The organism is Lentzea sp. DG1S-22, assembly GCF_036321065.1.
In the GTDB taxonomy this organism is placed as follows: domain Bacteria; phylum Actinomycetota; class Actinomycetes; order Mycobacteriales; family Pseudonocardiaceae; genus Lentzea; species Lentzea jiangxiensis.
The window spans coordinates 8,390,438-8,413,553 of sequence record NZ_CP143276.1 but is presented as its reverse complement, the minus strand read 5'-3'; the positions used below and the strand labels follow the sequence as shown (position 1 = coordinate 8,413,553).

At 71.8% G+C, this 23,116-nt stretch carries 21 protein-coding genes; 10 read left to right on the top strand and 11 right to left on the bottom strand.

Going from position 1 to position 23,116, the window contains the following annotated elements; translation table 11 throughout:
• The first annotated feature begins 75 nt into the window (after positions 1-75).
• Both V1227_RS40145 and V1227_RS40140 read left to right on the top strand, forming a co-directional pair.
• Positions 76-2,418, top strand: a complete 2,343-nt coding sequence (locus tag V1227_RS40145) for a LuxR C-terminal-related transcriptional regulator (RefSeq protein ID WP_329790276.1) — start codon at positions 76-78, stop codon at positions 2,416-2,418.
• A 134-nt stretch (positions 2,419-2,552) separates the two neighbouring features.
• A complete protein-coding gene (locus V1227_RS40140) occupies positions 2,553-4,613 on the top strand; it encodes an acyltransferase family protein (RefSeq protein ID WP_329790275.1) in 2,061 nt (686 codons plus the stop codon).
• Positions 4,614-4,634: 21 nt separating this feature from the next.
• Here the strand turns inward: V1227_RS40140 and whiA are convergent, their stop codons facing one another.
• The 8 genes from whiA to V1227_RS40100 form a co-directional block, all read right to left on the bottom strand.
• The gene (gene whiA, locus V1227_RS40135) at positions 4,635-5,621 is read right to left on the bottom strand and encodes a DNA-binding protein WhiA (protein ID WP_089958262.1); all 987 of its coding nucleotides are present in this window, start codon (positions 5,619-5,621) and stop codon (positions 4,635-4,637) included.
• A complete protein-coding gene (locus V1227_RS40130) occupies positions 5,612-6,580 on the bottom strand; it encodes a gluconeogenesis factor YvcK family protein (RefSeq protein ID WP_329794221.1) in 969 nt (322 codons plus the stop codon). The genes whiA and V1227_RS40130 overlap by 10 nt, the downstream gene beginning before the upstream one ends.
• A 5-nt stretch (positions 6,581-6,585) precedes the next feature.
• Positions 6,586-7,443 carry an RNase adapter RapZ gene (gene rapZ, locus V1227_RS40125; RefSeq protein WP_051784155.1) on the bottom strand — a complete coding sequence of 286 codons (858 nt, stop codon included), beginning with the start codon at positions 7,441-7,443 and terminating at the stop codon, positions 6,586-6,588.
• A gap of 845 nt (positions 7,444-8,288) precedes the next feature.
• Complete coding sequence (locus V1227_RS40120; RefSeq protein ID WP_329790274.1) at positions 8,289-8,957, bottom strand: HD domain-containing protein; 669 nt, start codon at positions 8,955-8,957, stop codon at positions 8,289-8,291.
• The gene (gene uvrC, locus V1227_RS40115) at positions 8,957-10,855 is read right to left on the bottom strand and encodes an excinuclease ABC subunit UvrC (protein ID WP_329790273.1); all 1,899 of its coding nucleotides are present in this window, start codon (positions 10,853-10,855) and stop codon (positions 8,957-8,959) included. Before uvrC ends, V1227_RS40120 begins: the two co-directional genes overlap by 1 nt.
• A 42-nt stretch (positions 10,856-10,897) precedes the next feature.
• Entirely contained in the window at positions 10,898-11,362 is a 465-nt protein-coding gene (locus tag V1227_RS40110) for a Rieske (2Fe-2S) protein (RefSeq protein ID WP_329790272.1), read from the bottom strand.
• 106 nt (positions 11,363-11,468) lie between these two features.
• Positions 11,469-11,867 (bottom strand): Rieske (2Fe-2S) protein, encoded by a 399-nt coding sequence (locus tag V1227_RS40105; protein WP_329790271.1) that lies wholly within the window; start codon positions 11,865-11,867, stop codon positions 11,469-11,471.
• A 9-nt stretch (positions 11,868-11,876) separates the two neighbouring features.
• The gene (locus V1227_RS40100) at positions 11,877-12,371 is read right to left on the bottom strand and encodes a hypothetical protein (RefSeq protein ID WP_329790270.1); all 495 of its coding nucleotides are present in this window, start codon (positions 12,369-12,371) and stop codon (positions 11,877-11,879) included.
• 381 nt (positions 12,372-12,752) lie between these two features.
• Here V1227_RS40100 and V1227_RS40095 point away from each other — a divergent pair, with 381 nt between their 5' ends.
• From V1227_RS40095 to V1227_RS40080, 4 genes are all read left to right on the top strand, one after another.
• Positions 12,753-14,186, top strand: a complete 1,434-nt coding sequence (locus V1227_RS40095) for a helix-turn-helix domain-containing protein (RefSeq protein WP_329790269.1) — start codon at positions 12,753-12,755, stop codon at positions 14,184-14,186.
• Complete coding sequence (locus tag V1227_RS40090) at positions 14,186-14,662, top strand: hypothetical protein (RefSeq protein ID WP_329790268.1); 477 nt, start codon at positions 14,186-14,188, stop codon at positions 14,660-14,662. The genes V1227_RS40095 and V1227_RS40090 overlap by 1 nt, the downstream gene beginning before the upstream one ends.
• A 373-nt stretch (positions 14,663-15,035) precedes the next feature.
• The gene (locus tag V1227_RS40085; RefSeq protein ID WP_329790267.1) at positions 15,036-15,497 is read left to right on the top strand and encodes a hypothetical protein; all 462 of its coding nucleotides are present in this window, start codon (positions 15,036-15,038) and stop codon (positions 15,495-15,497) included.
• Positions 15,494-16,351, top strand: coding sequence for a hypothetical protein (locus V1227_RS40080; RefSeq protein WP_329790266.1), 858 nt, complete (start codon positions 15,494-15,496; stop codon positions 16,349-16,351). The genes V1227_RS40085 and V1227_RS40080 overlap by 4 nt, the downstream gene beginning before the upstream one ends.
• Positions 16,352-16,398: 47 nt before the next feature.
• On the opposite strand, the gene V1227_RS40075 is transcribed toward V1227_RS40080, so the two are convergent.
• Positions 16,399-16,590 carry a S1 RNA-binding domain-containing protein gene (locus tag V1227_RS40075; RefSeq protein ID WP_329790265.1) on the bottom strand — a complete coding sequence of 64 codons (192 nt, stop codon included), beginning with the start codon at positions 16,588-16,590 and terminating at the stop codon, positions 16,399-16,401.
• Positions 16,591-16,772: 182 nt separating this feature from the next.
• On the opposite strand from V1227_RS40075, the gene V1227_RS40070 reads away from it, so the two are divergent.
• Positions 16,773-17,735 carry a helix-turn-helix transcriptional regulator gene (locus tag V1227_RS40070; RefSeq protein WP_329790264.1) on the top strand — a complete coding sequence of 321 codons (963 nt, stop codon included), beginning with the start codon at positions 16,773-16,775 and terminating at the stop codon, positions 17,733-17,735.
• Complete coding sequence (locus tag V1227_RS40065) at positions 17,732-18,652, top strand: sigma-70 family RNA polymerase sigma factor (protein WP_329790263.1); 921 nt, start codon at positions 17,732-17,734, stop codon at positions 18,650-18,652. Before V1227_RS40070 ends, V1227_RS40065 begins: the two co-directional genes overlap by 4 nt.
• Here the strand turns inward: V1227_RS40065 and V1227_RS40060 are convergent.
• Positions 18,612-20,375 carry a LamG-like jellyroll fold domain-containing protein gene (locus tag V1227_RS40060; protein WP_329790262.1) on the bottom strand — a complete coding sequence of 588 codons (1,764 nt, stop codon included), beginning with the start codon at positions 20,373-20,375 and terminating at the stop codon, positions 18,612-18,614. The genes V1227_RS40065 and V1227_RS40060 overlap by 41 nt on opposite strands.
• Before the next feature lie 82 nt (positions 20,376-20,457).
• On the opposite strand from V1227_RS40060, the gene V1227_RS40055 reads away from it, so the two are divergent.
• Together V1227_RS40055 and V1227_RS40050 are read left to right on the top strand one after the other, a co-directional pair.
• Complete coding sequence (locus tag V1227_RS40055; RefSeq protein ID WP_329790261.1) at positions 20,458-21,177, top strand: sulfite exporter TauE/SafE family protein; 720 nt, start codon at positions 20,458-20,460, stop codon at positions 21,175-21,177.
• Positions 21,174-21,437: a hypothetical protein gene (locus tag V1227_RS40050; RefSeq protein WP_329790260.1), complete on the top strand. Its 264-nt coding sequence runs from the start codon at positions 21,174-21,176 to the stop codon at positions 21,435-21,437. The genes V1227_RS40055 and V1227_RS40050 overlap by 4 nt, the downstream gene beginning before the upstream one ends.
• On the opposite strand, the gene V1227_RS40045 is transcribed toward V1227_RS40050, so the two are convergent.
• On the bottom strand, positions 21,422-23,032 hold the full coding sequence (locus V1227_RS40045) for an alpha/beta hydrolase (RefSeq protein ID WP_329790259.1): 1,611 nt from the start codon (positions 23,030-23,032) through the stop codon (positions 21,422-21,424). The genes V1227_RS40050 and V1227_RS40045 overlap by 16 nt on opposite strands.
• Between the last annotated feature and the right edge of the window lie 84 nt (positions 23,033-23,116).

Genomic DNA, 23,116 nt, shown 5'->3' with positions numbered 1-23,116 from the left:
ACGGCGCGGGCAGGCCTCAATACCCTGAAACAGCGGGTGTTACGGACCGTTACGCGCCGGGTACGGTTGAGTGCCATGACGGCCGACGCCGCCTGCGTGACATGTGGGAACCCGATCGCCGAGGGCCGGCGTTACTGCTCGAACGCCTGTCGTCAGCGCGCCTACCGCGAACGCAACTCCGCTCGCGGCGACTCCCCTTCCTCCTCGGCGGTGCCCACGCCGCTCGACACGTTCGTCGGACGCCGCGAAGAGCTCGCGGCACTCTCCCGGCTCGCCGGGGAACGCCTCGTCTCGCTGGTCGGCCCGGCGGGCGCGGGCAAGACCAGGCTCGCCGCCCAGCACGCCGGCAGGCGCACCGACCGGGTGTGGTGGACGGCGCTGGCTCCCGCCTCGGACGTCGACCAGGCGATCCACCACGTCGTCGGCGCGCACCCGCTGCCCGGCCGGTCGGTGCGGGAGGCCGTGATCGCCGAGGTCGAGCGGCACAGGCGCCCGTTGCTCGTGCTGGACAACTGCGAGCACCTGCTGGCCTCCGCCGCCGACGCCGTGCAGGACCTGCTGGCGGGCTGCCCGCGGCTGCGCGTCCTGGTGACGTCGCGGGAGCCGCTGCGCCTGGCCGGCGAGCAGGTCTTCGCGGTCGGCGAACTGGAGCTGCCGCCCGCCGACGCCGACGTGGCGGAGGCGGTGCGCCACGACGCGGTGGTGCTCTTCCGCGACCGCGCCGTCTCGGTGGACCGCTCGTTCGAGGTGGACGCGTCGAACGTCGCCGACGTCGTGGCCGTGTGCCGGTCGCTCGACGGCATGCCGCTGGCGATCGAGCTCGCCGCGCGCCGCGTCCCGGTGCTGTCCCCCGCCGAGATCGCCGCCCGCCTGAGCACCGGCCTGGCGGTGCTGGCCGGCGGCCCGCGCTCGGTGGACGACCGGCACCGCACGCTGCGCGCGGCGATCGGCTGGAGCTACGACCTGCTCCCGCCGAGGGAACAGGCCGCGTCGCGCCGCCTCGCCGTGCTGGGCGCGCCGTTCGACCTCGGGGTGGCGAGCGCGGTGTGCGGCGTTCCCGACGCGCTGGACCTGCTGACCGGCCTGGAGCAGAAGTCGCTGCTGGTCGCGGACCGGACCGGTGGGCACACGACGTTCCGCCAGCTCGAATCCGTTCGCCTCTACTGCCACGAACGCGCGGTCGAGAGCGACGACGTCTCTCTTGTGGCCGACCGTGTGGTCGAGTGGGTGTGTTCGGTCGTGGAGCCGGAGATCTCGTCGTTCTTCCCGGCGCCGTCGCTCGTGCTGCGCCTGGACCGCCACGTCGGCCTGGTCGAGCTGGCCGCGGCCCGCACCGCCGAGACCGGCGACTGGTCGCGGCACGCCCTCACGATCGTCGCGACCGCCTGGACCTCCACGCCCCGCGGACCGCGCGGCGCCCCGACCGAACTGCTGCACCGGGCGCTGTCCCGGCCGTTGCCACCGGCGTACCGCAGCGTCCTCGCGGTGCTGGCCGCGATGCACCACCGCCTGCGCGGCGGCTGGCACGTGACCCGCCGGTTCGCGACCGAGTCCCTGGCGATCGAAGGCGCGGGCGCAGGCCGCCCCGGCACGACGGCCCGGGCCCTGGAGGTGCTCGCCTCCGCCGAGGCCCACATCGGCGACACGGCGCTGGCCCGGCGGCTGTTCGACGAGGCGGCCGCGCTCCTGCGCGACTCCGGCGACAAGCTCGCCCTCGCCATCGTCCTGAACTCCTACGGCTGGACGCTGGTGCAGCACGGCGAGCCCGAGCCGGCCGCGCCGCTCGTCACCGAGGCGCTGGCGCTCGTGCGTCTGCTCGGCCTGCCGCACATGCTGCACCCGGTGCTGCACACCGCGGGCGCCATCGCCCTGGCCAGGGGGAACTGCGACGAGGCCGTCGAGGTGTTCCGCGAAGGCCTCGTCGTCGGCTCCGAACACCCCGCGGACCAGTACTACGACCTCGAAGGGCTCGCGCTGGCCCTGGTCGGCACGGGCTCCGACGACGAACGCGCGCTCTCCCTGCTGACCGCCGCCTCCGCCGTCCGCACCCGCTACGACTTCCGCGCCGAGCCCTACTGGCAGGACCTGCTCGACGAGGCCCGCGCCGTGTGCCGCGCCCGGATCCCCGCCGCCCGGCTGCGCGCCGCGGAGTCGACCGGCGAGCGGATGTCGCTGGCGCAGGCCATCTCCTACGGCCTGACCACCCAGCCGGTCACCGAGGACGCCGACGGCGCGATCTCCGCCCGCGAGCGGCACGTGGCGACGCTGGTGGCGGAGGGGCTGACGAACCGGCAGATCGGGCAGCGGCTGGGGATCTCGCCGCACACCGTCGCCCGTCACGTGACCCACGCGAGGTCGAAGCTGGGGCTGCGGTCGCGGGCCCAGCTGGCCGTGTGGGCGGGACGCCAGGTCACATGATCGACTGAAGCCGCAGGTCAGATCGACTCGGTCACAATCCGTACATCAACTTGAGCCCTGGTTGCACATTCGGGTTAATCTCCGCGCCTCGAACGCGGACCCGGTCCGCAGACCTCCGCAACCAGGAGTCACCTGTGGCGACCTTGTCCGCCGAGCGCCCGTCCCCGGCGCTCGACCCGGCACCGCGCCCTCAGCACGCGCTGAGAGGCGACATCCAGGGCCTGCGCGCACTGGCCGTCGGCATTGTGCTGCTCTACCACCTGCGCCCGTCGTGGCTGCCGGGCGGTTTCGTCGGCGTCGACGTCTTCTTCGTCATCTCGGGCTTCCTCATCATCGGCACGCTCACCGCGGAACTGCGCCGCACCGGCACCGTGAGCCTGCGCGACTTCTACGCCCGCCGCATCCGCCGCCTGCTGCCCGCCGCCACCGCGACGCTGCTGGCCGTCGTCGCCGCCGTCGTGCTGCTGCTCCCGCGGTCGCAGTGGCCGAAGATCATGCGCGAGGTCGTCGGCTCCGCCCTGAACGCCCAGAACTGGCTGCTCGCGGTGCTGTCCAACGACTACGGGCACGCCACCGCCGACGCCTCCCCGGTCCAGCACTACTGGTCGCTCGCGGTCGAGGAGCAGTTCTACCTCGTCATCCCGCTGCTGCTGATCGCGACCGCCGCGCTCGCCCGCCGCCTCGGCGGCCGCACGGCGCGGTACGCCGTGGTCGCCGTCGCACTCGTCACGGTGGCGTCGTTCGTCTTCTCCGTGGTCTACACCCGCGTCGACCACGGCGCCGCGTACTTCGTGACGCCGACGCGCATGTGGGAGCTCGGCGTCGGCGGCCTGGCCGCGATGGTGCTGCACCGCGTCTCGCTGCCCCGCGCGGCCCGGGAGCTGCTCGGCTGGCTGGGGTTCGCCGCGGTGGCGTTCAGCGCCGTGCACTACACGACCGACCTGCAGTTCCCCGGTTGGGTGGCCGCGGTGCCGGTGCTCGGCACGGCGGCGATGCTCGTCGCCACCGGGACGCTGCTCGGGCGCCTGCTCGGCGTCGCGCCGGTCCGCTACACCGGCGACATCTCCTACAGCCTCTACCTGTGGCACTGGCCGGTCATCGTCGTGATGCTCGAACTGAGCGACAACGAGCGGCTGTCCAAGAAGGAGATGCTCGCAGCCGCCGTGCTCAGCTTCGCGCTCGCCGCGCTGTCCAAGCGGTACGTCGAGGACCGGTTCCGCCGCCGCCGCGGCACCTACGCGTTCGGCGCGGTGCTCGTGGTCGTCTCGGTGGTCGCGGCCTCGGTGCCCTGGTACGCCGCCGCCCGGACGCTGGACCGGCTCGCGAACAGCATGGTCCTCGACGCCGACCACCCCGGCGCGATGGCGTTCGACCCGCGCGCCCCGCTGCCGGCCCCGGCCCGCGTGCCGCTGGTACCGGATCCGGCCGTGGCGAACGAGGACGGCCCCTACGGCGGCAGCGGCGACGCCGACTGCCACGTCTACCTCCTCACGCTGCCGGAGGACGCCTGTTCGTGGGGCGAGCCCACGGCGCAGAAGACGCTCGTGCTGCTCGGCGACTCGCACGCGGCGCAGTACAGCACCCCGCTGGTCGACTTCGCCGAAGGCCCGGGGCGCGGCCGGTGGAAGGTGAAGGCCATGACGCGCAACGGCTGCCCGTTCACGACGGTGCCGCCGTCGGAGGCGGGCTGGCCGTTCACCGTGTGCTCGGAGCAGAACCTCGGGGTGCTGGAGCGGGTGAAGGCCCTCAAGCCCGACCTCGTGGTGCTGTCGGGCATGAGCCGCGAGGCCTACGAGAGCGACCTGAAGTGGACCTGGAACACCCGCGAGGACATGCTGCGCGGCTACCGCGAGATGCTCACCGCGTTCTCGGTCGCGGGCATCCCCGTCGCGGTGGTCAAGGACCTGCCCCGGCCGGACGGCCAGGTGCCGCGCTGCCTCGAACGCCACCGCCGCGACGTCGCCGCCTGCGGCACCTCGCATGCCGCGGCGTTCGCGGGCGAGGGCGATCCGCTGGTGGAGGCGGCGACGGGCTTCCCGCGCACGACGATCGTCGACCTCACGCCTTGGTACTGCCGTGACGGCGTCTGCCCGGCCGTCGTCGGCAACGTCGTGGTGTACCGCAACAACCACGTGACGAACCTGTACTCGCGCACGCTCGCCACGCCGTTGCTCAGCCAGCTCGGGATGATCTGACCCCGAGCCGGCCGAGCTCGCTCACACCTCGGCTTCGAGCATCTCCGCGGTGACGGCCGACTCCGTGTCCGGCAGTCCCAGGTCCTTGGCCCGCTTGTCCGCCATGGCCAGCAGACGCCTTATCCGGCCCGCCACCGCGTCCTTGGTCATCTGCGGGTCGGAGAGCTGGCCCAGCTCCTCGAGCGACGCCTGGCGGTGCGCGAGGCGGAGCTGCCCCGCGGCGGCCAGGTGGTCGGGTGCCTCCGGGCCGAGGATCTCCAACGCGCGCGCCACCCGTGCGGCGGCCGCGACGGCCGCGCGGGCCGAGCGGCGCAGGTTCGCGTCGTCGAAGTTCGCGAGCCTGTTCGCGGTGGCGCGGACCTCGCGCCGCATCCGGCGCTCCTCCCACGCCAGCACGCTGTCGTGCGCGCCGAGCTTGGTCAGCATCGCGCCGATGGCGTCGCCGTCCCTTATCACCACGCGCTCGGCTCCGCGGACCTCGCGCGACTTGGAGGCGATGCCCATGCGGCGGGCGGCGCCGACCAGTGCCAGCGCGGCCTCGGGACCGGGGCAGGTGATCTCGAGCGACGAGCTGCGGCCCGGTTCGGTCAGCGAGCCGTGCGCGAGGAACGCGCCGCGCCACGCCGCCTCGGCGTCGCAGACACCGCCCGACACGACCGGCGCGGGCAGGCCCCGGACCGGGCGGCCGCGCGGGTCGAGCAGGCCGGTCTGGCGAGCGAGACCCTCGCCGTCCTTCACCACGCGGACGACGTAGCGGGTGCCCTTGCGCAGGCCGTTCGACTGGATCGTGAAGACCTCGGCGTGGTGGCCGTAGAGCGCCTGGATCTCCTTGAGCAGCCTGCGGGCCGCGGACCCGAGGTCGAGCTCGGCCTCCACGACGACCCGGCCGGACACGATGTGCAGGCCGCCCGCGAACCTGAGCAGGGAGGACACCTCCGCGCGGCGGCAACAGGTCTTGGATACCGCGAGCCTGCTGAGCTCGTCCTTGACCGCCGACGTCATCGCCACTGGCCAGTCCCTCCCACTCCGGTCTCCTCGACCACCTGCCTCAGGCAACCGGCAAGCGCCTCCGGATCATGCCGTTCCGCGGCGTCCGGTGCGGCGATCTTCGCCAGATGCGTACGCGCGCCCAGTGCCGAGGCGGCTCGCGTCAGCCGGTCCGGGGTCGGGACCGAGTCGACGTCGGCGATCACCGCGTCCACCTTCAGCTCGGGTGCGTGCTCGCAGACTACGTCCAAATGCCGCTCCGGAGAGAAACCGGCGGTTTCACCCGGTTGGGGGACGAGGTTGAGCACGAGGGCCTTCTTGGCACGCGTGCGCACGAGCGCGTCGTGGAGTTCGGGCACCAGCAGATGCGGCAAGACGCTGGTGAACCACGATCCCGGCCCGAGTAACACAAGATCGGCGTCAAGTACAGCCTGTACTGCTTCCGGGCAGCCCACAGGTCGCCCGTTCGGGGCCGTGAGGCGGATGCGCTGCACGAGCCCCGGAGTGGTCGCGATCGCGACCTGCCCCCGGATGCGCCGCACGTCCCTCACGTCCTCGTCGAGGCCCATGACGTCGGCCTCGATGTCGAGCGGCTCGTTGGACATGGGCAGCACCCGCCCCTTGACCCCGAGCAGCCTCGACGCGACCTCGAGCACCGCGACCGGGTCGCCGAGCTGCTCCAGCAGCCCGGCGATCACCAGGTTGCCGACGGCGTGGCCGGCGAGCGCCCCCGTGCCGCCGAAGCGGTGCGTGAACAGGGACGTCCACACCTTGCTGGACTCGTCCTCCCCCGCCAGCGCCGCCATGGCCTTGCGCAGGTCGCCCGGAGGCAGCAGGTGGGACAGCTCGCGCCGCAGACGTCCCGACGAGCCCCCGTCGTCCGCGACGGTCACCACGGCCGTCACGTCGTCGGTGACCCGCCTCAACGCGCTCAGCGTCGCGTGCAGCCCGTGCCCGCCGCCCAAAGCAACAGCTTTCAACTTCGTCACTCGCGTCCCAGATCCCTGTGCACGACCTTCACGGCCATGCCGTCCTCGCTCGCCAGCCGCGCGGCCAGCTCTTCGCTCAGGGCCACACTGCGGTGCTTGCCACCCGTGCAGCCGATCGCGAGCGTCAGGTAGCGCTTGCCCTCACGCCGGTAACCGGCACCGATGAGCCTCAGCAGCTCGTGGTACCGGTCAAGGAACTCGTCAGCGCCCTCCTGGGACAGCACGTAGTTGCGCACCTCACCATCGAGACCCGTCTGCTCCCGCAGCTCCGGGATCCAGAACGGGTTCGGCAGGAAGCGCACGTCCATGACGAGGTCGGCGTCCATCGGCAGCCCGTACTTGTAGCCGAAGCTCAGCACGGTGACCCTGGTGCGCGTCGCGGCCTCGGTGCCGAACGTGTCCTCGATCTTGGCCCGCAGCTGGTGGACGCTCAGCGCACTCGTGTCGAGCACCAGGTCCGCTTCCTGCTTGAGCGGCGTGAGCAGGATCCGCTCGGCCTCGATGCCGTCCTGCAGCCGCCCGTCCCCCTGCATCGGGTGACCGCGCCGCACCGCCTCGAACCGCCGGATCAGCACGGCGTCCGTGGCCTCGAGGAACAGCACGCGCGGCTTGTACCCGCGCGCGTCGAGGTCCTTGATGATGGCGGCCAGGTCCTCGGTGAACGCGCGGCTGCGCACGTCCATGACGACGGCGACCCTGGTGATCGCCCCGCGCGCCTGCGCGCCGAGCTCGACCATGGTGGCGATGAGTTCTGGGGGCAGGTTGTCGACGACGAACCAGCCGAGGTCCTCCAGGCACTTGGCCGCGGTGCTGCGGCCCGCACCGGACAGCCCGGTCACCACGGCGACTTCGATGCCGGACTTCTCCGCGTTCACGACTACGACTCCGTTACCTGTTCATGAGCGCTGCTTGCACGCTCTCGTTTGGGCGAGCTGCTGGGTGCTGGGGGCCACGCGGGCGCTCCCGGTGCCGAGTCTCCACCGGAACGACCCTCGCGCGCGGCAGGTTCGGCCGTTGACACGGGCGTGCCGTGGCCGTGGTCACGATCCTCGCCCGGATTTCGGTGCGTTCGCAGGGCGGGTGGGGCTTGTGGGGCCGGTGTGGCGGGTGGTGCTGGTCGCGGTGGGTGGTGCTGAGGGGCGGGCTCGAAGCGCGTGGAAGCGCGCTGAGGCGTGCGGCCTGGCACGGCGTGGACCGGCACGGCGGGTCGTGCTGGACGCGATGAGTGGTGCCGAGAAGGTCGGCGAGTTCGCGCCGAGGAGGCGGGAAGCGCGTGGAAGCGCGCGGAGGCGCGGGACGGGCCGCTTGGAGCGGCACGGCGGATGGTGCTGGACGCGCTGGGCGTGCCGAGAGGGTCGGCGAGTTCGCGCCGAGGCGGCGGGCTCGAAGCGCGTGGAAGCGCGCTGAGGCGTGGGCCTGGCACGGCGTGGACCGGCACGGCGAGCAGTCCGGCACGGTGGGTGGTTCCGTGCCGCGAAAAACCCGCAGGCGCGCGGCGCGCCGTTCGATGCGGCGGAAGGGTGGCTGGCGCCAGGCCGGATGGTCCGGCGGAGCGGGTGGTCCGTGGCAGGCGGGTGGTCCGCTGTGGCACGGCGTGCGAACCGGTGTGGCGCGTGGGCCGGTGCAATGGGAATCGTCGGCGTGGCCGAGTCCTTCGGCGGCGCCGAGGTGCGAGTGGCGGTGGGCGCCTGCGTCGCGGTCACGGCGAAACCGGGTAGCTCGCCTGGAACGCCAGTCGTGCGTCGGCGCCTGACGCGATGCGGTCCAGCTCGTCGTCCAGCGACAGGAAGACCTCCCACGGCTCCTGTCCGGCGACGGCGGCGAGGCGCTCGGTGACGAGCTGTTCGAGGTCCGGGACGCGCTTCGCCTTCCACACCTTGTCGGCGAGGCTGACCAGCAGGTCTTCGAGCTCGATGCCGTCTTCCGTCCAGGACGCGTGCGTCCGTGCGAAGCGGGCCAGCCGTTCGTCGGTCCCGCGGGCCAGGAGCAACTCGTGGCCGGCGGGTTCGTGTGCGGAGCCCGGGCCGGACAACTCGTTGGGGTGCAACACCTTTCCAATGTCGTGCGTGGCCGCGCCGAACTCCACCGCGTCGCCGTCGACCGCCGCTTCGGGGTGGTGGCGCTCCACCCAGGACACCAGTTCGCACGCCACGTCGTGGACGGCTCGCAGGTGGGCGGCCAGGCGGGGCGGCGCGTCCAGTTCGGACAGGAGCGCCTCGGCGGAGGGTGGGAGTCGGCGCAGGCCGACGGCTTCGGTCAGGGCGCGGCGGGTGAGCCGGGCGGCGGGCGGGAGCACGTCCGGCTTCGCCGCCGGGGCGCTCCCCGCACCCGAGCCCGGCGCGGCCGGGTGCGGGTGGCCGGCCACCATCAGGACTTCCCGCCCGCCGCCAGGCTCGCCACCACGGCCTCGGCGGTGCGGCGGCCCACGCCCGGCACGCCGCTGATCTCGTCCACTGTGGCCTGGCGCAGCTTCTTCACCGAGCCGAAGTGCTTGAGCAGGGCGGCTTTGCGGGTCTCGCCGAGGCCCGGGACGTCGTCGAGCTCGGAGGCGATCATGCGCTTCGAGCGCTTCTGGCGGTGGTAGGCGATGGCGAAGCGGTGGGCCTCGTCGCGGACTCGCTGCAGCAGGTAGAGGGCGTCGCTGGTGCGCGGGAGGATCACCGGGTCGGGTTCGCCGGGGACCCAGACCTCCTCCAGGCGCTTGGCGAGGCCGACGACGGCCACGTCGGTGATGCCCAGCTCGGCGAGGACGTCGGCCGCGGCGGCGGCTTGGGGGCCGGCGCCGTCGACCACCAGGAGGTTGGGCGGGTAGGCGAACTTGCGGGGTTTGCCGGTGTCCGGGTCGATGCCCGGGTTGGGGCCGCCCGAGGCGGTCTCGCGCAGCATCGCCTGGAAGCGGCGGCGGACCACCTCGGCGATGGACGCCACGTCGCCCTCGGTGGCCGCTTCCCGGAGGGCGAAGCGGCGGTACTCGGACTTGCGGGCCAGGCCGTCCTCGAAGACGACCAGCGACGCCACCACGTCGGTGCCCTGGACGTGGCTGATGTCGACGCACTCGATGCGCAACGGCGCCGTGTCGAGGGCCAGCGCGTCCTGGATCTCCTGCAGGGCGGCGGAACGGGCCGTCAGGTCGCCGGCGCGGCGGAGCTTGTGCTGGGCGAACGCTTCGGAGGCGTTGCGCGCCACGGTCTCCATCAGGGCGCGCTTGTCGCCCCGTTGCGGGACGCGCAACGCCACGCGGGAGCCCCGCTGCTCGGAGAGCAGGTCCTCCAGCGCGGGAGCGTCGTCCGGCAGGACCGGGACGAGCACCTCGCGCGGGGTGTTCTCGGTGTTGTCGCCGTAGAACTGCATGATGAACTGGTCGACGATCGCCGCGTCGTCGACCGCCTCGACCTTGTCGAGCACCCAGCCGCGCTGGCCGCGCACCCGGCCGCCGCGCACGTGGAAGACCTGGACCGAGACCTCGAGCTCGTCCTGCGCGAACGCCATCACGTCCGCGTCCGTGCCGTCGCCGAGCACGACGGCCTGCTTCTCCATCGCGCGGCGCAGGGCGCCCAGGTCGTCGCGCAGGCGCGCGGCCCGTTCGAACTCCAGCTCCTGCGACGCCTCCAGCATCTCGCGCTCCAGGCGGCGGACCATGTTGTCCGTCTTGCCCGCCAGGAAGTCGCAGAAGTCGAGCACGATGTCGCGGTGCTCGTCCGCCGACACCTTGCCGACGCACGGCGCCGAGCACTTGTCGATGTACCCGAGCAGGCACGGGCGGCCGATCTGGTTGTGCCGCTTGAAAACACCGGCCGAGCACGTGCGCGCCGGGAACACGCGCAGCAGCAGGTCCAGCGTCTCGCGGATCGCCCAGGCGTGCGCGAACGGGCCGAAGTACCGCACGCCCTTCTTGCGCGGGCCCCGGTACACGTGCAGCCGCGGGTAGTCCTCGTGCAGCGTCACGGCCAGCACCGGGTACGACTTGTCGTCGCGGTACCGGACGTTGAACCGCGGGTCGAACTCCTTGATCCAGTTGTACTCGAGCTGCAGCGCCTCGACCTCGGTGGTGACGACGGTCCACTCGACGGAGGCCGCCGTCGTCACCATCTGGCGCGTGCGCGGGTGCAGACCGGAGATGTCGGCGAAGTAGGAGTTCAGCCTGCTGCGCAAGCTCTTCGCCTTGCCGACGTAGACGACCCGGCCACCGGCGTCGCGGAACTTGTAGACGCCGGGAGCCTCGGGGATCGTGCCCACGGCGGGGCGGTACGTCGAGGGATCTGCCACGCCGTCAAGACTATCGACGTGGTCTGACAAAAACAGAAAAGGTCAGGTCAGGACCACCTGGTCGCCGTCGACCCTGACCGGGACGGCGCGCAGGCCGGTCGTCGCCGGCCCCTTCTTCACGGCGCCGTCGGACGCGCCGAACTGGCTGCCGTGCGAGGGGCACGTGATCGTGCCACCGGACGGCTCGGCGACGAGAGCCCCCTGGTGCGGGCAGGACGCGTCGAACGCCTTCACCTCGGTCGCGGACACGCGCGCGACCACGATCTTGGTGCCGTTGGGACCGTCCACGACCGCTCCGCCGCCCTCGGGCACGTCGGCCAGGGCCACGAGCGCGGTGCCGGCCGAGCCGGCGGAGCCCGAGGTGGGCGTGGAGCCGCCTCGGGTGGGCGAGGACCCGCTGGAGGGTGCCGGGGAGCTGCACGCGGTCACGAGCCCACTGGGCACGGCGAGGGCGACCGCGATTCCGCACAGTGCCGCCCGCCTGCTGACCAGGCTTTCGTTGTTCACGACCGGTCCTCCGTGGTGGTGGGTGTTCGGGCTCACACCACAGCATTACGCGGATCGGTTCGCAGAAGTTCAGCGAGAGGCCGGATGCACAGCAAACGCACAGCTCTCAGGAGAGCACCAGATCGTCTCCGGAACGGGTGACCGCCACCTCCACGAGGCCCGAAGTCGCAGGTCCTTTGCGGACAGCACCCGTGGCCGGGTCGAAGGTGCTCCCGTGCAGAGGGCACGTGATGACGCCACCGGTGGGCGGGTTCACCAAGGAACCCACGTGCGGGCATGAAGGGTTGAACGCGCGGAATTCACCCGATTGAGGCTGCACGACCAGCAGCTGGGCGTTGCCGGGCATGTCCACCAGCACCCCGCCGCCCACGGGCACCGCGGACACGGGTGTCACGCGGTCACCGGCGCGGGCGGTGCCGACACCGCCCGTCTTGCGGGCAGCGGGCTCGCCACACGCGGCCAGGGCAGCGGCGAGCCCGCACAACAACACTGAACGACGGTCCACGGGCACCGATTATCGGCGCTGGTCCTCCGCGGCGGCCGTCCGGGCCAGGGCGAGCACGGCGGTGAAGGGCGGGAACCAGTGCCGCGAGTGCGACGGCGGGTTCGCCCAGCGCAGCGATCCGTACCTGGTCATCGTGGGCGGGAGGGCGATCCGGTGGGGTGAGCGCACGAACTGGACCTCCGGCGGCGCCTTGAGGTGCGTGGGCAGCAGTGCCACGAGCTCGGCGAGGAAGATCCAGTGTTCGCGGGGTCCGGGGATGACGGTGACGGGACCGGCGAGCATGCGCGACTTCAGGTCGGCCAGCACTCGCGACCCGATCCTCGCCGGCATCGCCAGGGCTGTCGTGGCGGGGCCCAGGGGCAGGAACACTCCCTGCTCGGTGACGGTCACCTGCCAGCCGAGCAACCGGTAGCCGGCCACGGCCTCCCCGATCGCCCGTGCGCGTCCCCTGTGCTGAGGGATCCCGGTACTCCCCGTACCGGTCTCCGCGGTCGTGAGGCTCATCGGCGGTTGTCCTCCCCGTTGGTGGGTGGCGCTGGACGAGCCACGGGGGTCGACCCGCGGGCCCGTCGATGTGCAGGGTGCGTCTCACTTCCCCCCGACACCACTCGCGCCCTGCATGCGGCTCATGCAGCGGACGTATGAAGCTCATCCGCCGGGCGGAGGCACCGGAACTGCGACACGCGAACCCATTACGTCTTATGCATGAGATGGATGGACTGACGATCACACGTCCGTACACTTGGAAAACGCTCAGTGACGGGGGCGAGGCCGATGGATGCAGCGAGACCCAGATCCAGGCGCGCTTGCCCGTGTGGAGCGTTCATCGCCGCCGACAACACCGATCGGCTGTGTCACCGGTGCCGCCGCAACGCCCGTTCGGCCGTGCACGGCCCACCCGAGGTCCCGAACGAGTTCTGGGACCACCCCACGATCGTGGCGGCGTGCACCGACCGCGACATGGGTGCGTTGATCTCCGCCTACCGGCACCACCCCCAGCACCTCAGCCGGGTCACGCAGGACCGCATGGCGGCGTGGCTCGGCATCAGCCAGGCGCAGCTGTCGCGTTACGAGTCGGGTGAGAACCAGATCGACCGCCTCGACCGGCTGCGCCACTTCGCGCAGGTGCTCGGCGTGCCGGGCGAACGACTGTGGTTCGACCGAGTCGTCATCCCAGCTCAGGTGGGCTCCCCCGACACGGGCCCGCCAGATGTGCTCGCCGCCCCCTGGGAGGCGACGAGCATTGCCCGTTCGGTCGAGGAGACGGCGAGGAGCGACTTGGCGATCAGCAGACGAGCGGCGCTCGCGGGAGCCGCCGCGGTGACGGTGGGGTCCGCACTGGTCGAGCCGCTGCAGCGGTGGTTGCACCCCCTGCAGAACCTGTCGAAGTGGTCGTCGCACTCGGCGATCAGCGAGGAGGAGCTCTTCGCGTTGCAGCGCGTGGCCGACGGCCTGCGCGGCTGGGGAGGCCGGGGCGGCTACGGCCTCGCTCGCAAGGCCGTCCTCGGCCAGCTCGACGAACTGGCCGAACGCCTCGGCAGGGCCCCCTCGGGCCCGACGACGGAACGCGCGTTCTTCATCGGCGCGGAACTGTCGAAGGTGGCGGCGAGCATGTCGTTCGACGCGGGACTGCACAACGCGGCCCAGCGCTACTACGTGCTGGCCGTCCGCATGGCCAAGGCCGGCCACAACGACGGCTTCGCGGCACTCTGCCTCGCCGCCATGGCCAGGCAGATGTTCGACCTGGGCCGCCCGGAGGACGGCCTGGAGCTCGTCCAGCTGGGCCAGTACGGCACCCGCCGCACCGGCACCCCCACGCTCAAGGCCCTGCTCCTCACCCGCGAGGCCTGGGCGTACGCCCAGATGGGCAGGACCCGCGAGTTCCACCAGGCGGTGGGCATGGCCCAGGACAGCTTCGCCCAGCGCGACGCCGGCAACGAACCCCGCTACCTGCACAGCTTCGACGAGGCCGAGCTGGAGGGCGTCATCGGCGCCCGCTGCCGCGACCTCGCCATGCACGACCCCTCCCAGGCCGTCCACGCCGAACAACACATCCGGCGAGCCCTGGAACTGCGAGACCCGTCGAAAGTGCGCAACCGCGCGTTCGACGTCATCGGACTGGCGCGCACCAAGATGGTCGCGGGAGACCCGGAGGCAGCGTGCGGGTTGATCAACGAGGTCCTGCCGACAGCGGCGAAGCTCTCCTCGGGCAGGGTCCTGCGCAAACTGGAGGACTTCGCCAAGGAGGCGGCGCGGCACCGCCACATCCCCGCCGTGCAGGACACGAGGGACGCGATCAGAGCGATACGGACCGCATGATGCGAGTCGGCATCACCGGCCACAGCAACCTGGTCCCGGAGTGCGTCCCGGCCGTCCAGGCCGCCATCACCGAAACGCTGGAACGCCTGGGCGGCAGCCTGGTCGGCGTCACCTGCCTGGCGCCGGGCGCCGACCAGGTCTTCGCCAGAGCCGTCCTCGCGCTCGGCGGCCAGGTCGAGGTGGTCCTCCCGGCCCTGGACTACCGCGACCGCCTGAAACCCCACCAGGTGGCCGAGTACGACGAACTGCGAGCCGCCGCCACGGTGGTCAGCGTCCTCCCGCACATGTCGAGCGGACGCCAGGCCTACGTGGCGGCGAACGAACGCATGCTCGCGTCCGTCGAGGTCCTCGTGGCGGTGTGGGACGGCGTCCCGGCCCAGGGCAAGGGCGGCACGGCGGACGTGGTGGAACAGGCACGCGCCTCAGGCGTCCCGATCGAGGTCGTGTGGCCGAAAGAGGCACGCCGCAAGTCGTAGCCCCGCTCCACCGCGACGCCGAAGGCGAGCCGTCCGAACGCCTTCCCGAGCAAGCGCTCCCGGCGGTGGGGTCCCATCACGAGTCGCGCCGCAGCCCCTACCTCTTTGCGGCCCGCTCCTCGTGCGACTGGTGATGGGACCCCACCACCAACGCGACCGGCAGCCGCCCAACGAAACAGGCGTGCCATCAACCCACCAACGGCGCTGGCCCCTGATCAGATCGCCGGGGGTCTGGGGGCAGAGCCCCCAGGGGAACCGCCGAACAGGAACCGGCCGCCCCACTAGTCCGAGTGAGGGAAGTTCGACGGCAACCGGACCAACTAGGACTTCCGCCCCTAGCCCCACCCACTGCCGATGATCACGATTTCGGGGCATGGCAGCCGATCCGCTCGCCCGCCTGGCCGACCGCCAGCAGTCCCTGCGAACAACCCTGCGAGCCCTGCAGAGCACACCTCCCGGCAGCCCCGGCTTCCACCACCTGGTCACCACCACGAACGACCAGGTGGAAGCGGTGATGCAGGCCCGCAGGGAGCTGGAAGCGGACCGCCTGACCATCCCGAACCGAGCCGTGGCCACCGCCACCACGGCAGCGGCCCTCGTCGTCGCCGTGGGCTGGTTCGACGCCTGGTCCCTGCTCTCCCTCCTCCTCGCCACCGCCACAGCCGCCGCGGTCCTGGTGGACCCCGCGGGCAGAAAGCAGTGGGAACCCCGGGCCAGGACGGCGGCGATCACGGCGGCACTGGCGGCAACCCTCCTGACCCCCTTGGCCAACGGCTGGGCGGCGCTCCTGACCGCGGCGGGAATCGCCTGGTGGGCCTGGAGGACGCACAGGTGAACATAGATCCGCTCAAGGCGCTCGAGAGCAAGGTCGAACTCCTCAAGAAAGAGCTCAAGTCCCTGGAGACCCGCGTCGACGACGTCCAGTCCGACACCGCCCAGAACCAGCTGAGCCAGACCAACCAGCTGAGGGACAACGCCCGCAAGCTGACGAAGACCGACGACCGGGTCACCGAACTGGCCGAGAGCGTCCACCGGCTCGAACGCCTGCTGGTGGCGCTCAACCGCAAAGTCAGGGCGGGCGAGACCCGCAGGGCCGACTTCGACCACTGGCCGGACCTCGACGAGGACCTGATCGCCAAGATCCTCCACGGTCAGGACGCCTACGCCCGCAGGCCGCAAACCCCGCAGCAGGCCGAGGACATCCGCAGGGCCATCGCCGAGTACGACCGCAGGGCCGCCGAGGCGATCGAGGCCGCGGAAGCCCTCACCCACCTCCCGCCGAACGCGGAGTCCCTGTGGCGCAAGCACTACAGGCAATGGCGGGCGATCACCACGCGACAACGGCCGGAGGCACCGGACGACGACACGCACGCCAGGGACAGCGCCGCCAAGTCCGTCGGCAACGAGGCCGTCGCGCGGGCACGCCGGCAGATCCGCGCCCGCATCGAGGACGCGGTCGCGCACGACCTGCTGTTCCCCGCCTGGTTCGAGAACGCGCTCGGGCCGGCCGCCCCGCCCGGCAAAGCGGACATGTGGCTTTACACCGCAACGGATGTCGTGCTGTACCGGCTGCTGCACGGCATCACGAGTCCGGCGGACGCGCTGGGTCCGGCGCCCCAGGACGAGGGGCACCGCAAGGACCTGCACGACCGCCTGACGAAAGAATGCGCGGAGCACCGCAGACCGTGAGCGGACTCGGGCAGGGCGCCTCTGCCCGAGCACTCAGGTCGTCGGCATCAGGCCAGCTCCAGGCTGAACCGCTGCTGCTCCGCGTCCACCGCGAGCACCTTCACCCGCACCGAGGCACCGACCTCGGCCTGCCGGCCGTGCAGGAGCCCGTGTGCACCGGCGGGGTGCTCGACGAAGGAACCGAAGGGAACGGTCGAGACGACCTTCCCCGAGAAAACATCACCAACGTCGGGAAGCATTGCGCATCACCTCCTCTCCCGTGCGCGTTGTTCCGGCGGAACGAACGCGCGGGGCGGAGGGGCCCTGATCAAGTCAGGGCCGGGCAACCGTTCCGCTCACGGCACGAGGCCGACCCGGCAGTCATGGGACAAACCCTAGCCATCGACGGCCGTTGTCCGCAATGGAATCTAGAATCCGTCCCATGCTGGAGACGTCCGCACGGCTGCTGAAGCTGCTGTCCCTGTTGCAGGTGCGGCGGGACTGGACGGGCCCGGAGCTCGCGGGCCGACTCGGCGTCGACGTGCGCACGATCCGCCGGGACGTGGACAAGCTGCGCAGCCTGGGCTACCCCGTCACGTCGCTGCCCGGCGCCACGGGCGGGTACCAGCTCGGCGCGGGCGCGCAGCTGCCGCCGCTGCTGCTGGACGACGACGAGGCGGTCGCCGTGGCGGTCGGGCTGCGGACGGCGGCGAACGGCTCGATCGCGGGCATCGAGGAGACGTCGGTCCGCGCTCTCACGAAGCTGGAGCAGGTCCTGCCGTCGAGGCTGCGCCGGCGGGTGCAGGCGCTGCAGGCGCACACCACCGCCCTGACCACCGCGGGGCCGACGGTCGACGCGGAGACGCTCACGATCATCGCCGCCGCCTGCCGCGACCACCAGCAGCTGCGGTTCACCTACGCCTCCACGCACGGCGAGCCCTCGAAGCGGCTGGTCGAGCCGCAGGGCCTCGTGCACACCGGCCGCCGCTGGTACCTGGTGGCGTGGGAGGTGTCCAAAGAGGACTGGCGGACGTTCCGCGTCGACCGCGTCGAGGGAGAACCGGCGCTCGCCGCGCGGTTCACCCCGCGCGAGCCACCGGCGCGGAGCCTCGGCGAGTTCGTCTCGCGGCAGATCTCCTCCAACGTCTACACCTACCAGGCGGTGCTGACGATCCACGCGCCGCTGCGGGAGGTCGCGGACCGCACGTCGCCGATGTCCGCGTCGCTGGAACCGGTCGACGACGGGAAGTGCCTGATGCGCACGGGTGCGGACGCGCTCGAACGGATCCTGTGGCACCTGCTGTTCCTCGGCTTCGAGTTCGACGTCCACGAGCCGGCGGAGCTGAAGGACTACATCCGCACCCTCACGGGCAGGCTGCAGAACTCGATCGGAGCGCGGGCATGACGGTGGACTTCGAGACCGCGGCCGATCCGTTCCGGCGGGAGCTGCTGGCGCACTGCTACCGGATGCTCGGGTCGCTGCACGACGCCGAGGACCTGGTGCAGGAGACGTACCTGCGCGCGTGGAAGGCGTACGGCGGCTTCGAGGGCCGCTCCTCGGTGCGCACGTGGCTGTACCGGATCGCGACGAACGCCTGCCTGACCGCGCTCGACGGCCGCGCGAAGCGCCCGCTGCCGTTCGGGCTCGGCACCCGCAGCGCCACCGAGGACGACCCGCTGAGCCAGGACCACGAGGTCCCGTGGCTGGAGCCGTTCCCGACCGACCCGGCCGCGATCGTCGCCGAACGGGAGTCCACCAGGCTCGCGTTCGTCGCGGCGCTGCAACACCTGCCGCCGAGGCAACGAGCGGTGCTGCTCCTGCGCGACGTCCTGAGGCTCAGCGCCGCCGAGACCGCCGACGAGCTCGACATGACGGTCGCGGCGGTGAACAGCGCTCTGCAACGGGCGCACGCGCAGCTGCGGGACCTCACCGAGGACGAGGTCGTCGAGCCCGCGGACGCCAAGCCGCTGCTCGACCGGTGGGTGAAGGCGTTCGAGGCCAAGGACATCCCGGCGATCATCGGGATGTTCGCCGAGGACGTCGTCTGGGAGATGCCGCCGTTCCCGCAGTGGTACCGCGGCCCGGAGATGGTCGCGTGGCACCTCGAGCACCAGTGCCCGGCGGTTCCGCACGGCGCCAGGATGATCGCCGCCGAGGCGAACGGCCAGCCCGCCCACGGCCTCTACCTCCGAGCAGGGGACGGCGTGTTCCGGCCGTTCAACCTCCAGGTGCTGGAGGTGCGCGACGACCGGATCACGCGCGTCTCGTCGTTCTTCGACCTCAGTCTGTTCCCGCGGTTCGGGCTGCCTTCGACCGCATGAACTCGGAGCGGTCCAGCGCGCGGTTGACGACGCGCAGGTCGCCGATCCAGCCGTGCAACGACTTCTCGACGACCCTGTTGTACGCGTAGGCGCCGACGAGCCACGGGTCGCCGGCCGTCGAGATGCCGCGCGCGGGCGTGGAGGGGTTGCGCAGCAAGGGAGAACCCTCGACGTACAACGTCGTGTGCGTGCCGTCGTTGACCACGGCGATGTGCCACCACGTCTCGTAGTCCATCTCGTGGCCCCAGTTCGTGGAGATGCCCGCCTGGTTGCGCGGGAACGCGGCCCACTGCAGCTGGCCGCCGCCGGCGACGTTCAGCGTGGCGATCGGCTCGCTCGGGTCGTCACCCGTCTTGCCGGCCGCCGAGCCGGGCGCGAGCTTCGTGAACAGGCCGCACCACGGGTGGTCGAACCCGGCGGGCAGCTTCAGGAACGCCTCGATCGTGTACCCGCGCTCGAACGTCTCGCGGTTCAGCGGCGCCGAGTCCACGGTGGACAGGTGGCCCTGCTTGCCGAAGTACAGCGAGCGGTGCGACGGCGCGAACCGGTGGTGGTCGTCGGAGGCGGTCACCGTCCCGTTCTGCCGCAGGTCGTTGCCGTTGCCGGACAGGTCTTCCAGGCTCTCGCCGAGCCGCCAGTACGCGACCGTGCCGCGCACCAGCACGTCCCTGGCGGGTTGCGGGGGCGGCAGCACCGGCGGCGAGAACCGGGCGAACCGCCGCTCGAAGTCGATCGGCACGCTGAACCGGTCGGCCGGTCCGGTCAGCTCGACCTCCTTGCGCTCCAGCGGGTTGAGCGCCTTCTTGCCGAGCAGCCACGGCGACAGCGTGCGGACGTCGACCACACCGCGGTCCAGGTCGAAGTGGTAGAGCCGGATCATCGCGCCACCGCCGTAGTAGCGGTCCTGGTAGTTCGTGATGTGCACGTGGACGTCGTTGCCCGCCGTGTTGCGCAGCGTCGCCCGCGCGGGCGGCCAGAAGTGGCCGTTCAGCGTCAGGAAGACCTGGTCGTTGTCCTTGATCAGCTCGTTCCACAACCTGCGCCCGTAGTCGGACATCGCCGCGGCGCCGTCACCGCCGTCGTACGCGAGCTCGTGCGTGGTGAGGATGACGGGGAGCGCGGGGTGCTGCTCCAGGACCGAGCGCGCCCACGCGAACCCCCGGGCGGACATGCGCCAGTCCAGGGCGAGGACGAGCCACTCCCGGCCGCCGGCGCGGAAGACGTGGAAGGTGTTGTAGCCGTCGGCGCTCGCCCCGCGGAACGTCGGCGACCTGCGGAACCGCTGCGGCCCGAACCGGTCGAGGTAGGGCGTGCGGCCGCGCTGGTCGTCGAGGCGCGAGTCCGGCACGTCGTGGTTGCCCGCGAGCACGCTGTAGCCGACGCGCCGGCGGTCGAGCACCTCGAACCGCGCGCTGATGTCGTCGATCTCGCTCTGGCGCGCGTTCTCGACGAGGTCGCCGAGGTGGCTGACGAAGACGATGTTCTCGGACCGCTGGTGGTCGACGAGGTACTGCAGCGTCGCCTTCAGCGGCGCCGAGTCACCGCGGTCGAGGTCGAACATGTACTGCGTGTCCGGGATCACGGCGAGCGTGAACCGCCGCGACTCGGGGTCGGGACGACCGCCGACAACGTTGTCAGCGGCTGCGGAGCCGGGCGTGACCAGGGCGGCAGCGGCGGCGGTCGCACCGGTGCCGAGCAGGAAGGAGCGGCGGGACGCGGTCATGGCGCGGAGCGTAGGTGCGCCCGGCCAACGCCCGGCGAACGGCGAGGAAAGCCTCGGACACCGATCTGTAGCATCGCTAAGCATGTCCTGGGGGTTGCTGGCGGTGGCCGGGGTGGTCGTCGCGTGCGGAGGGTTGCTGCAGGGTCTGATCGGCTTCGGGCTGGCACTGGTCGCCGTGCCGCTGCTCGCGCTGCTGGACCCGGCGCTCGTTCCCGTGCCCGTGCTGGTGATCGCCTGCGCGCACGCGGTGATGTCGCTCGCGAGGGAGTTCGGCCACGTCGACTGGCGCGGCGTCGGCTGGGCGATGCTCGGCCGCCTGCCCGGCACGGCCGTCGGCATCTGGATCGTCGACTCGCTCGACCGCAGGAGCTTCGGCGTGGTCGTCGGCGGCGCGGTGCTGGCGTGCGTGCTGCTGTCGGTCACGTCGTGGCGCCCGCGCCCGACCCCGCCGTCGCTGGTGACCGCGGGCGTGGCGAGCGGATCGTTCGGCACGGCCACGTCGATCGGCGGCCCGATGGTCGCGCTGCTCTACCAGGACCAGGCGGGGCCACAGGTGCGGGCGACGCTGGCGGCGTTCTTCGTGCTCGGGTCCGGCGTCTCGCTCACCGGACTGGGCGCCACCGGCAACGTCACGGCGCACGCGCTGTGGAGCGGGGTGCTGCTGATCCCGTTCCTGGTGGCCGGTTTCCTGTTGTCCGGTCCGTTGCGCGGGAGGGTGGACGCCGGAGGCGTCCGGACGCCCACGCTGGTCGTGGCGGGGACGAGCGCGGTGGTGCTGATCATGCGGAGCGTGCTGTCGTGAAGTTGTGGGTGTTGCTGGGGATCGGGGCGCTCGCGGCGCTGACACGGGCCGTGCACGGGCCGCTGTGGGGCTCGGAACCCGAGAGCTACCAGACGCTGCGCGGTGTGGAGATGAGCCGGAGGTTCACGGAGATCGAGGTCGTCCAGGTCTACGACCCGCTGTGGCTGACCGTCGCCGCCGTGCTGGCCGTCGCCGCCGCGGTGGCGGTGCTGCACGAGCACCGCCACCGCTTCAAGCGAGGAGATCAGGCGAACGGCTGAACGTTCGGCTGGAACACCTGCCCGTCCGCCGGAGCGACCAGGTCGACGAGGTACTTCGCCACGACGGCGTCCGTGCCCGCCGAGCGCCCGAGGATGCAGTGGCCGAACGCGTCGACGCTCACCAGGCGCGCGTTGCCGAGCTGCTTGGCCATGCGCTGCGCGAACAGGTACTGCGTCGCCGGGTCGTAGTAGTTGCCCACCACCACGACCGGGTTGGGCGTCTTGCGGTTCCACGGGCCGATCCAGCGGTCCGGGTGGCGCGCCGGCCACGTCGGGCACGTCAGCAGGTCGGACGCGGCCTGGTAGCGGCCGAACGTCGGCGACTCCTGCTCCCACTTCGCCGCGGTGCGCTCCCAGTTGCGGTTGGTGCGGGAGAACGGCTTGTCGGAGCAGTTGACGGCGTAGTAGGAGTCGTCCGAGGTGTACGGGGTGTCCGGCAGCGGGTCGACGTCCATGCGACCGGCGTTGTTGTTCAGCGGTGCCGGGAGCTCCACGGCGGACTGGACGCCGAGGGACGCGGTGGACGGGTTCAGCGCCAGGTGGATGCTCTGCAGCCACGCGGCGAGCGGGGCGATCCGGGCGATCGAGTACAGGTCACCCGCGACCCGGCCGACGACGTCGGACAGCGTCACCTGCGTGCCGTTCGGCAACGTGACCGGCCCCTGGCCGAGGGCCTTCTTGATGTTCTCGAACTTCCCCCGCGCGTCGCCCGCGAACGCGCACTTCTCCGCGCCCACGCTGTCGCAGCGCTTCAGCATCGCGTCGAGGGCGATCTCGAACCCGTCGGCGCGCTGGCGGTCGTACTCGGCGCCGTTGGTGAGGCGCAGCTTCGGGTCGACGTTGCCGTCGATCACCATCGCGCGGGTGCGCTGCGGGAAGATGTTCGCGTACGTCGAGCCGATCAGCGTGCCGTACGAGAAGCCCACGAAGTTGAGCTGCCTGTCGCCCACCGCCTCGCGCATGATGTCGAGGTCGCGGGCCACGGCCTCGGTCGACATGTGGTCGAGCAGCGGACCCGCGTTGATCTTGCAGTAGTCCGTGTAGACCTTGGACTGCCGGATCGAGCTCCCGATCTCCGCCTTGGTGATCGGCAGCGAGTACCAGCCCTCGTTGACGGAGTCGGCTTCCTCCTGGGTGCGGAAGCAGCGCAGCGGGGCGGAGCGGGCGACACCGCGCGGGTCGAAGCCGATCACGTCGAACCGGTCGAGCACCGAGGGCTGGAAGTAGTTCTTCGCCACGGCACCGCGGAGCAGGCCGGAGCCGCCGGGACCGCCGGGGTTGAGGAAGATCGAGCCGATCTTGCGCGACGGGTCGTTCGCCGGGCGCTTCATCATGGCGATGCCGGTCTTCTCCCCGCGCGGGCGCGAGTGGTCGACGGGCACCTCCTGGACGGCGCACGTGAGCCGGGCCCGCTCCTCGGGCGTCACCGAGGCGGGCAGGCCGGCGAGAACGTCGGCCGCGCACTGCCCCCAGGCAGCGGGTCTGACGGAGGAGGCGTCGGCCTGGGCGGAGGCCGTGCCCGGGCCGGAAACGATGGTGCCGAGCACGAGCGCACCCGCGAGCGCGACACGCGCAGGAACAGAGGATGACGTCACGGATGCACCCCATCACCCGGGGTGCACCGTTTGTACCCGCCTATCGTCGGGTTGTCCGACGACAGGCGGGCGGTCCGGGACGGA

What these genes read in the sequence shown, in the direction of transcription:
- V1227_RS40060 (WP_329790262.1), bottom strand. Translation starts at nt 20,375, where the DNA reads ATGACCGCGTCCCGCCGCTCCTTCCTGCTCGGCACCGGTGCGACCGCC.
- V1227_RS40120 (WP_329790274.1), bottom strand. Translation starts at nt 8,957, where the DNA reads ATGGTGGCCGGCCACCCGCACCCGGCCGCGCCGGGCTCGGGTGCGGGG.
- V1227_RS40085 (WP_329790267.1), top strand. Translation starts at nt 15,036, where the DNA reads ATGGCAGCCGATCCGCTCGCCCGCCTGGCCGACCGCCAGCAGTCCCTG.
- V1227_RS40070 (WP_329790264.1), top strand. Translation starts at nt 16,773, where the DNA reads ATGCTGGAGACGTCCGCACGGCTGCTGAAGCTGCTGTCCCTGTTGCAG.
- V1227_RS40100 (WP_329790270.1), bottom strand. Translation starts at nt 12,371, where the DNA reads ATGAGCCTCACGACCGCGGAGACCGGTACGGGGAGTACCGGGATCCCT.
- V1227_RS40065 (WP_329790263.1), top strand. Translation starts at nt 17,732, where the DNA reads ATGACGGTGGACTTCGAGACCGCGGCCGATCCGTTCCGGCGGGAGCTG.
- V1227_RS40145 (WP_329790276.1), top strand. Translation starts at nt 76, where the DNA reads ATGACGGCCGACGCCGCCTGCGTGACATGTGGGAACCCGATCGCCGAG.
- V1227_RS40055 (WP_329790261.1), top strand. Translation starts at nt 20,458, where the DNA reads ATGTCCTGGGGGTTGCTGGCGGTGGCCGGGGTGGTCGTCGCGTGCGGA.
- V1227_RS40090 (WP_329790268.1), top strand. Translation starts at nt 14,186, where the DNA reads ATGCGAGTCGGCATCACCGGCCACAGCAACCTGGTCCCGGAGTGCGTC.
- V1227_RS40075 (WP_329790265.1), bottom strand. Translation starts at nt 16,590, where the DNA reads ATGCTTCCCGACGTTGGTGATGTTTTCTCGGGGAAGGTCGTCTCGACC.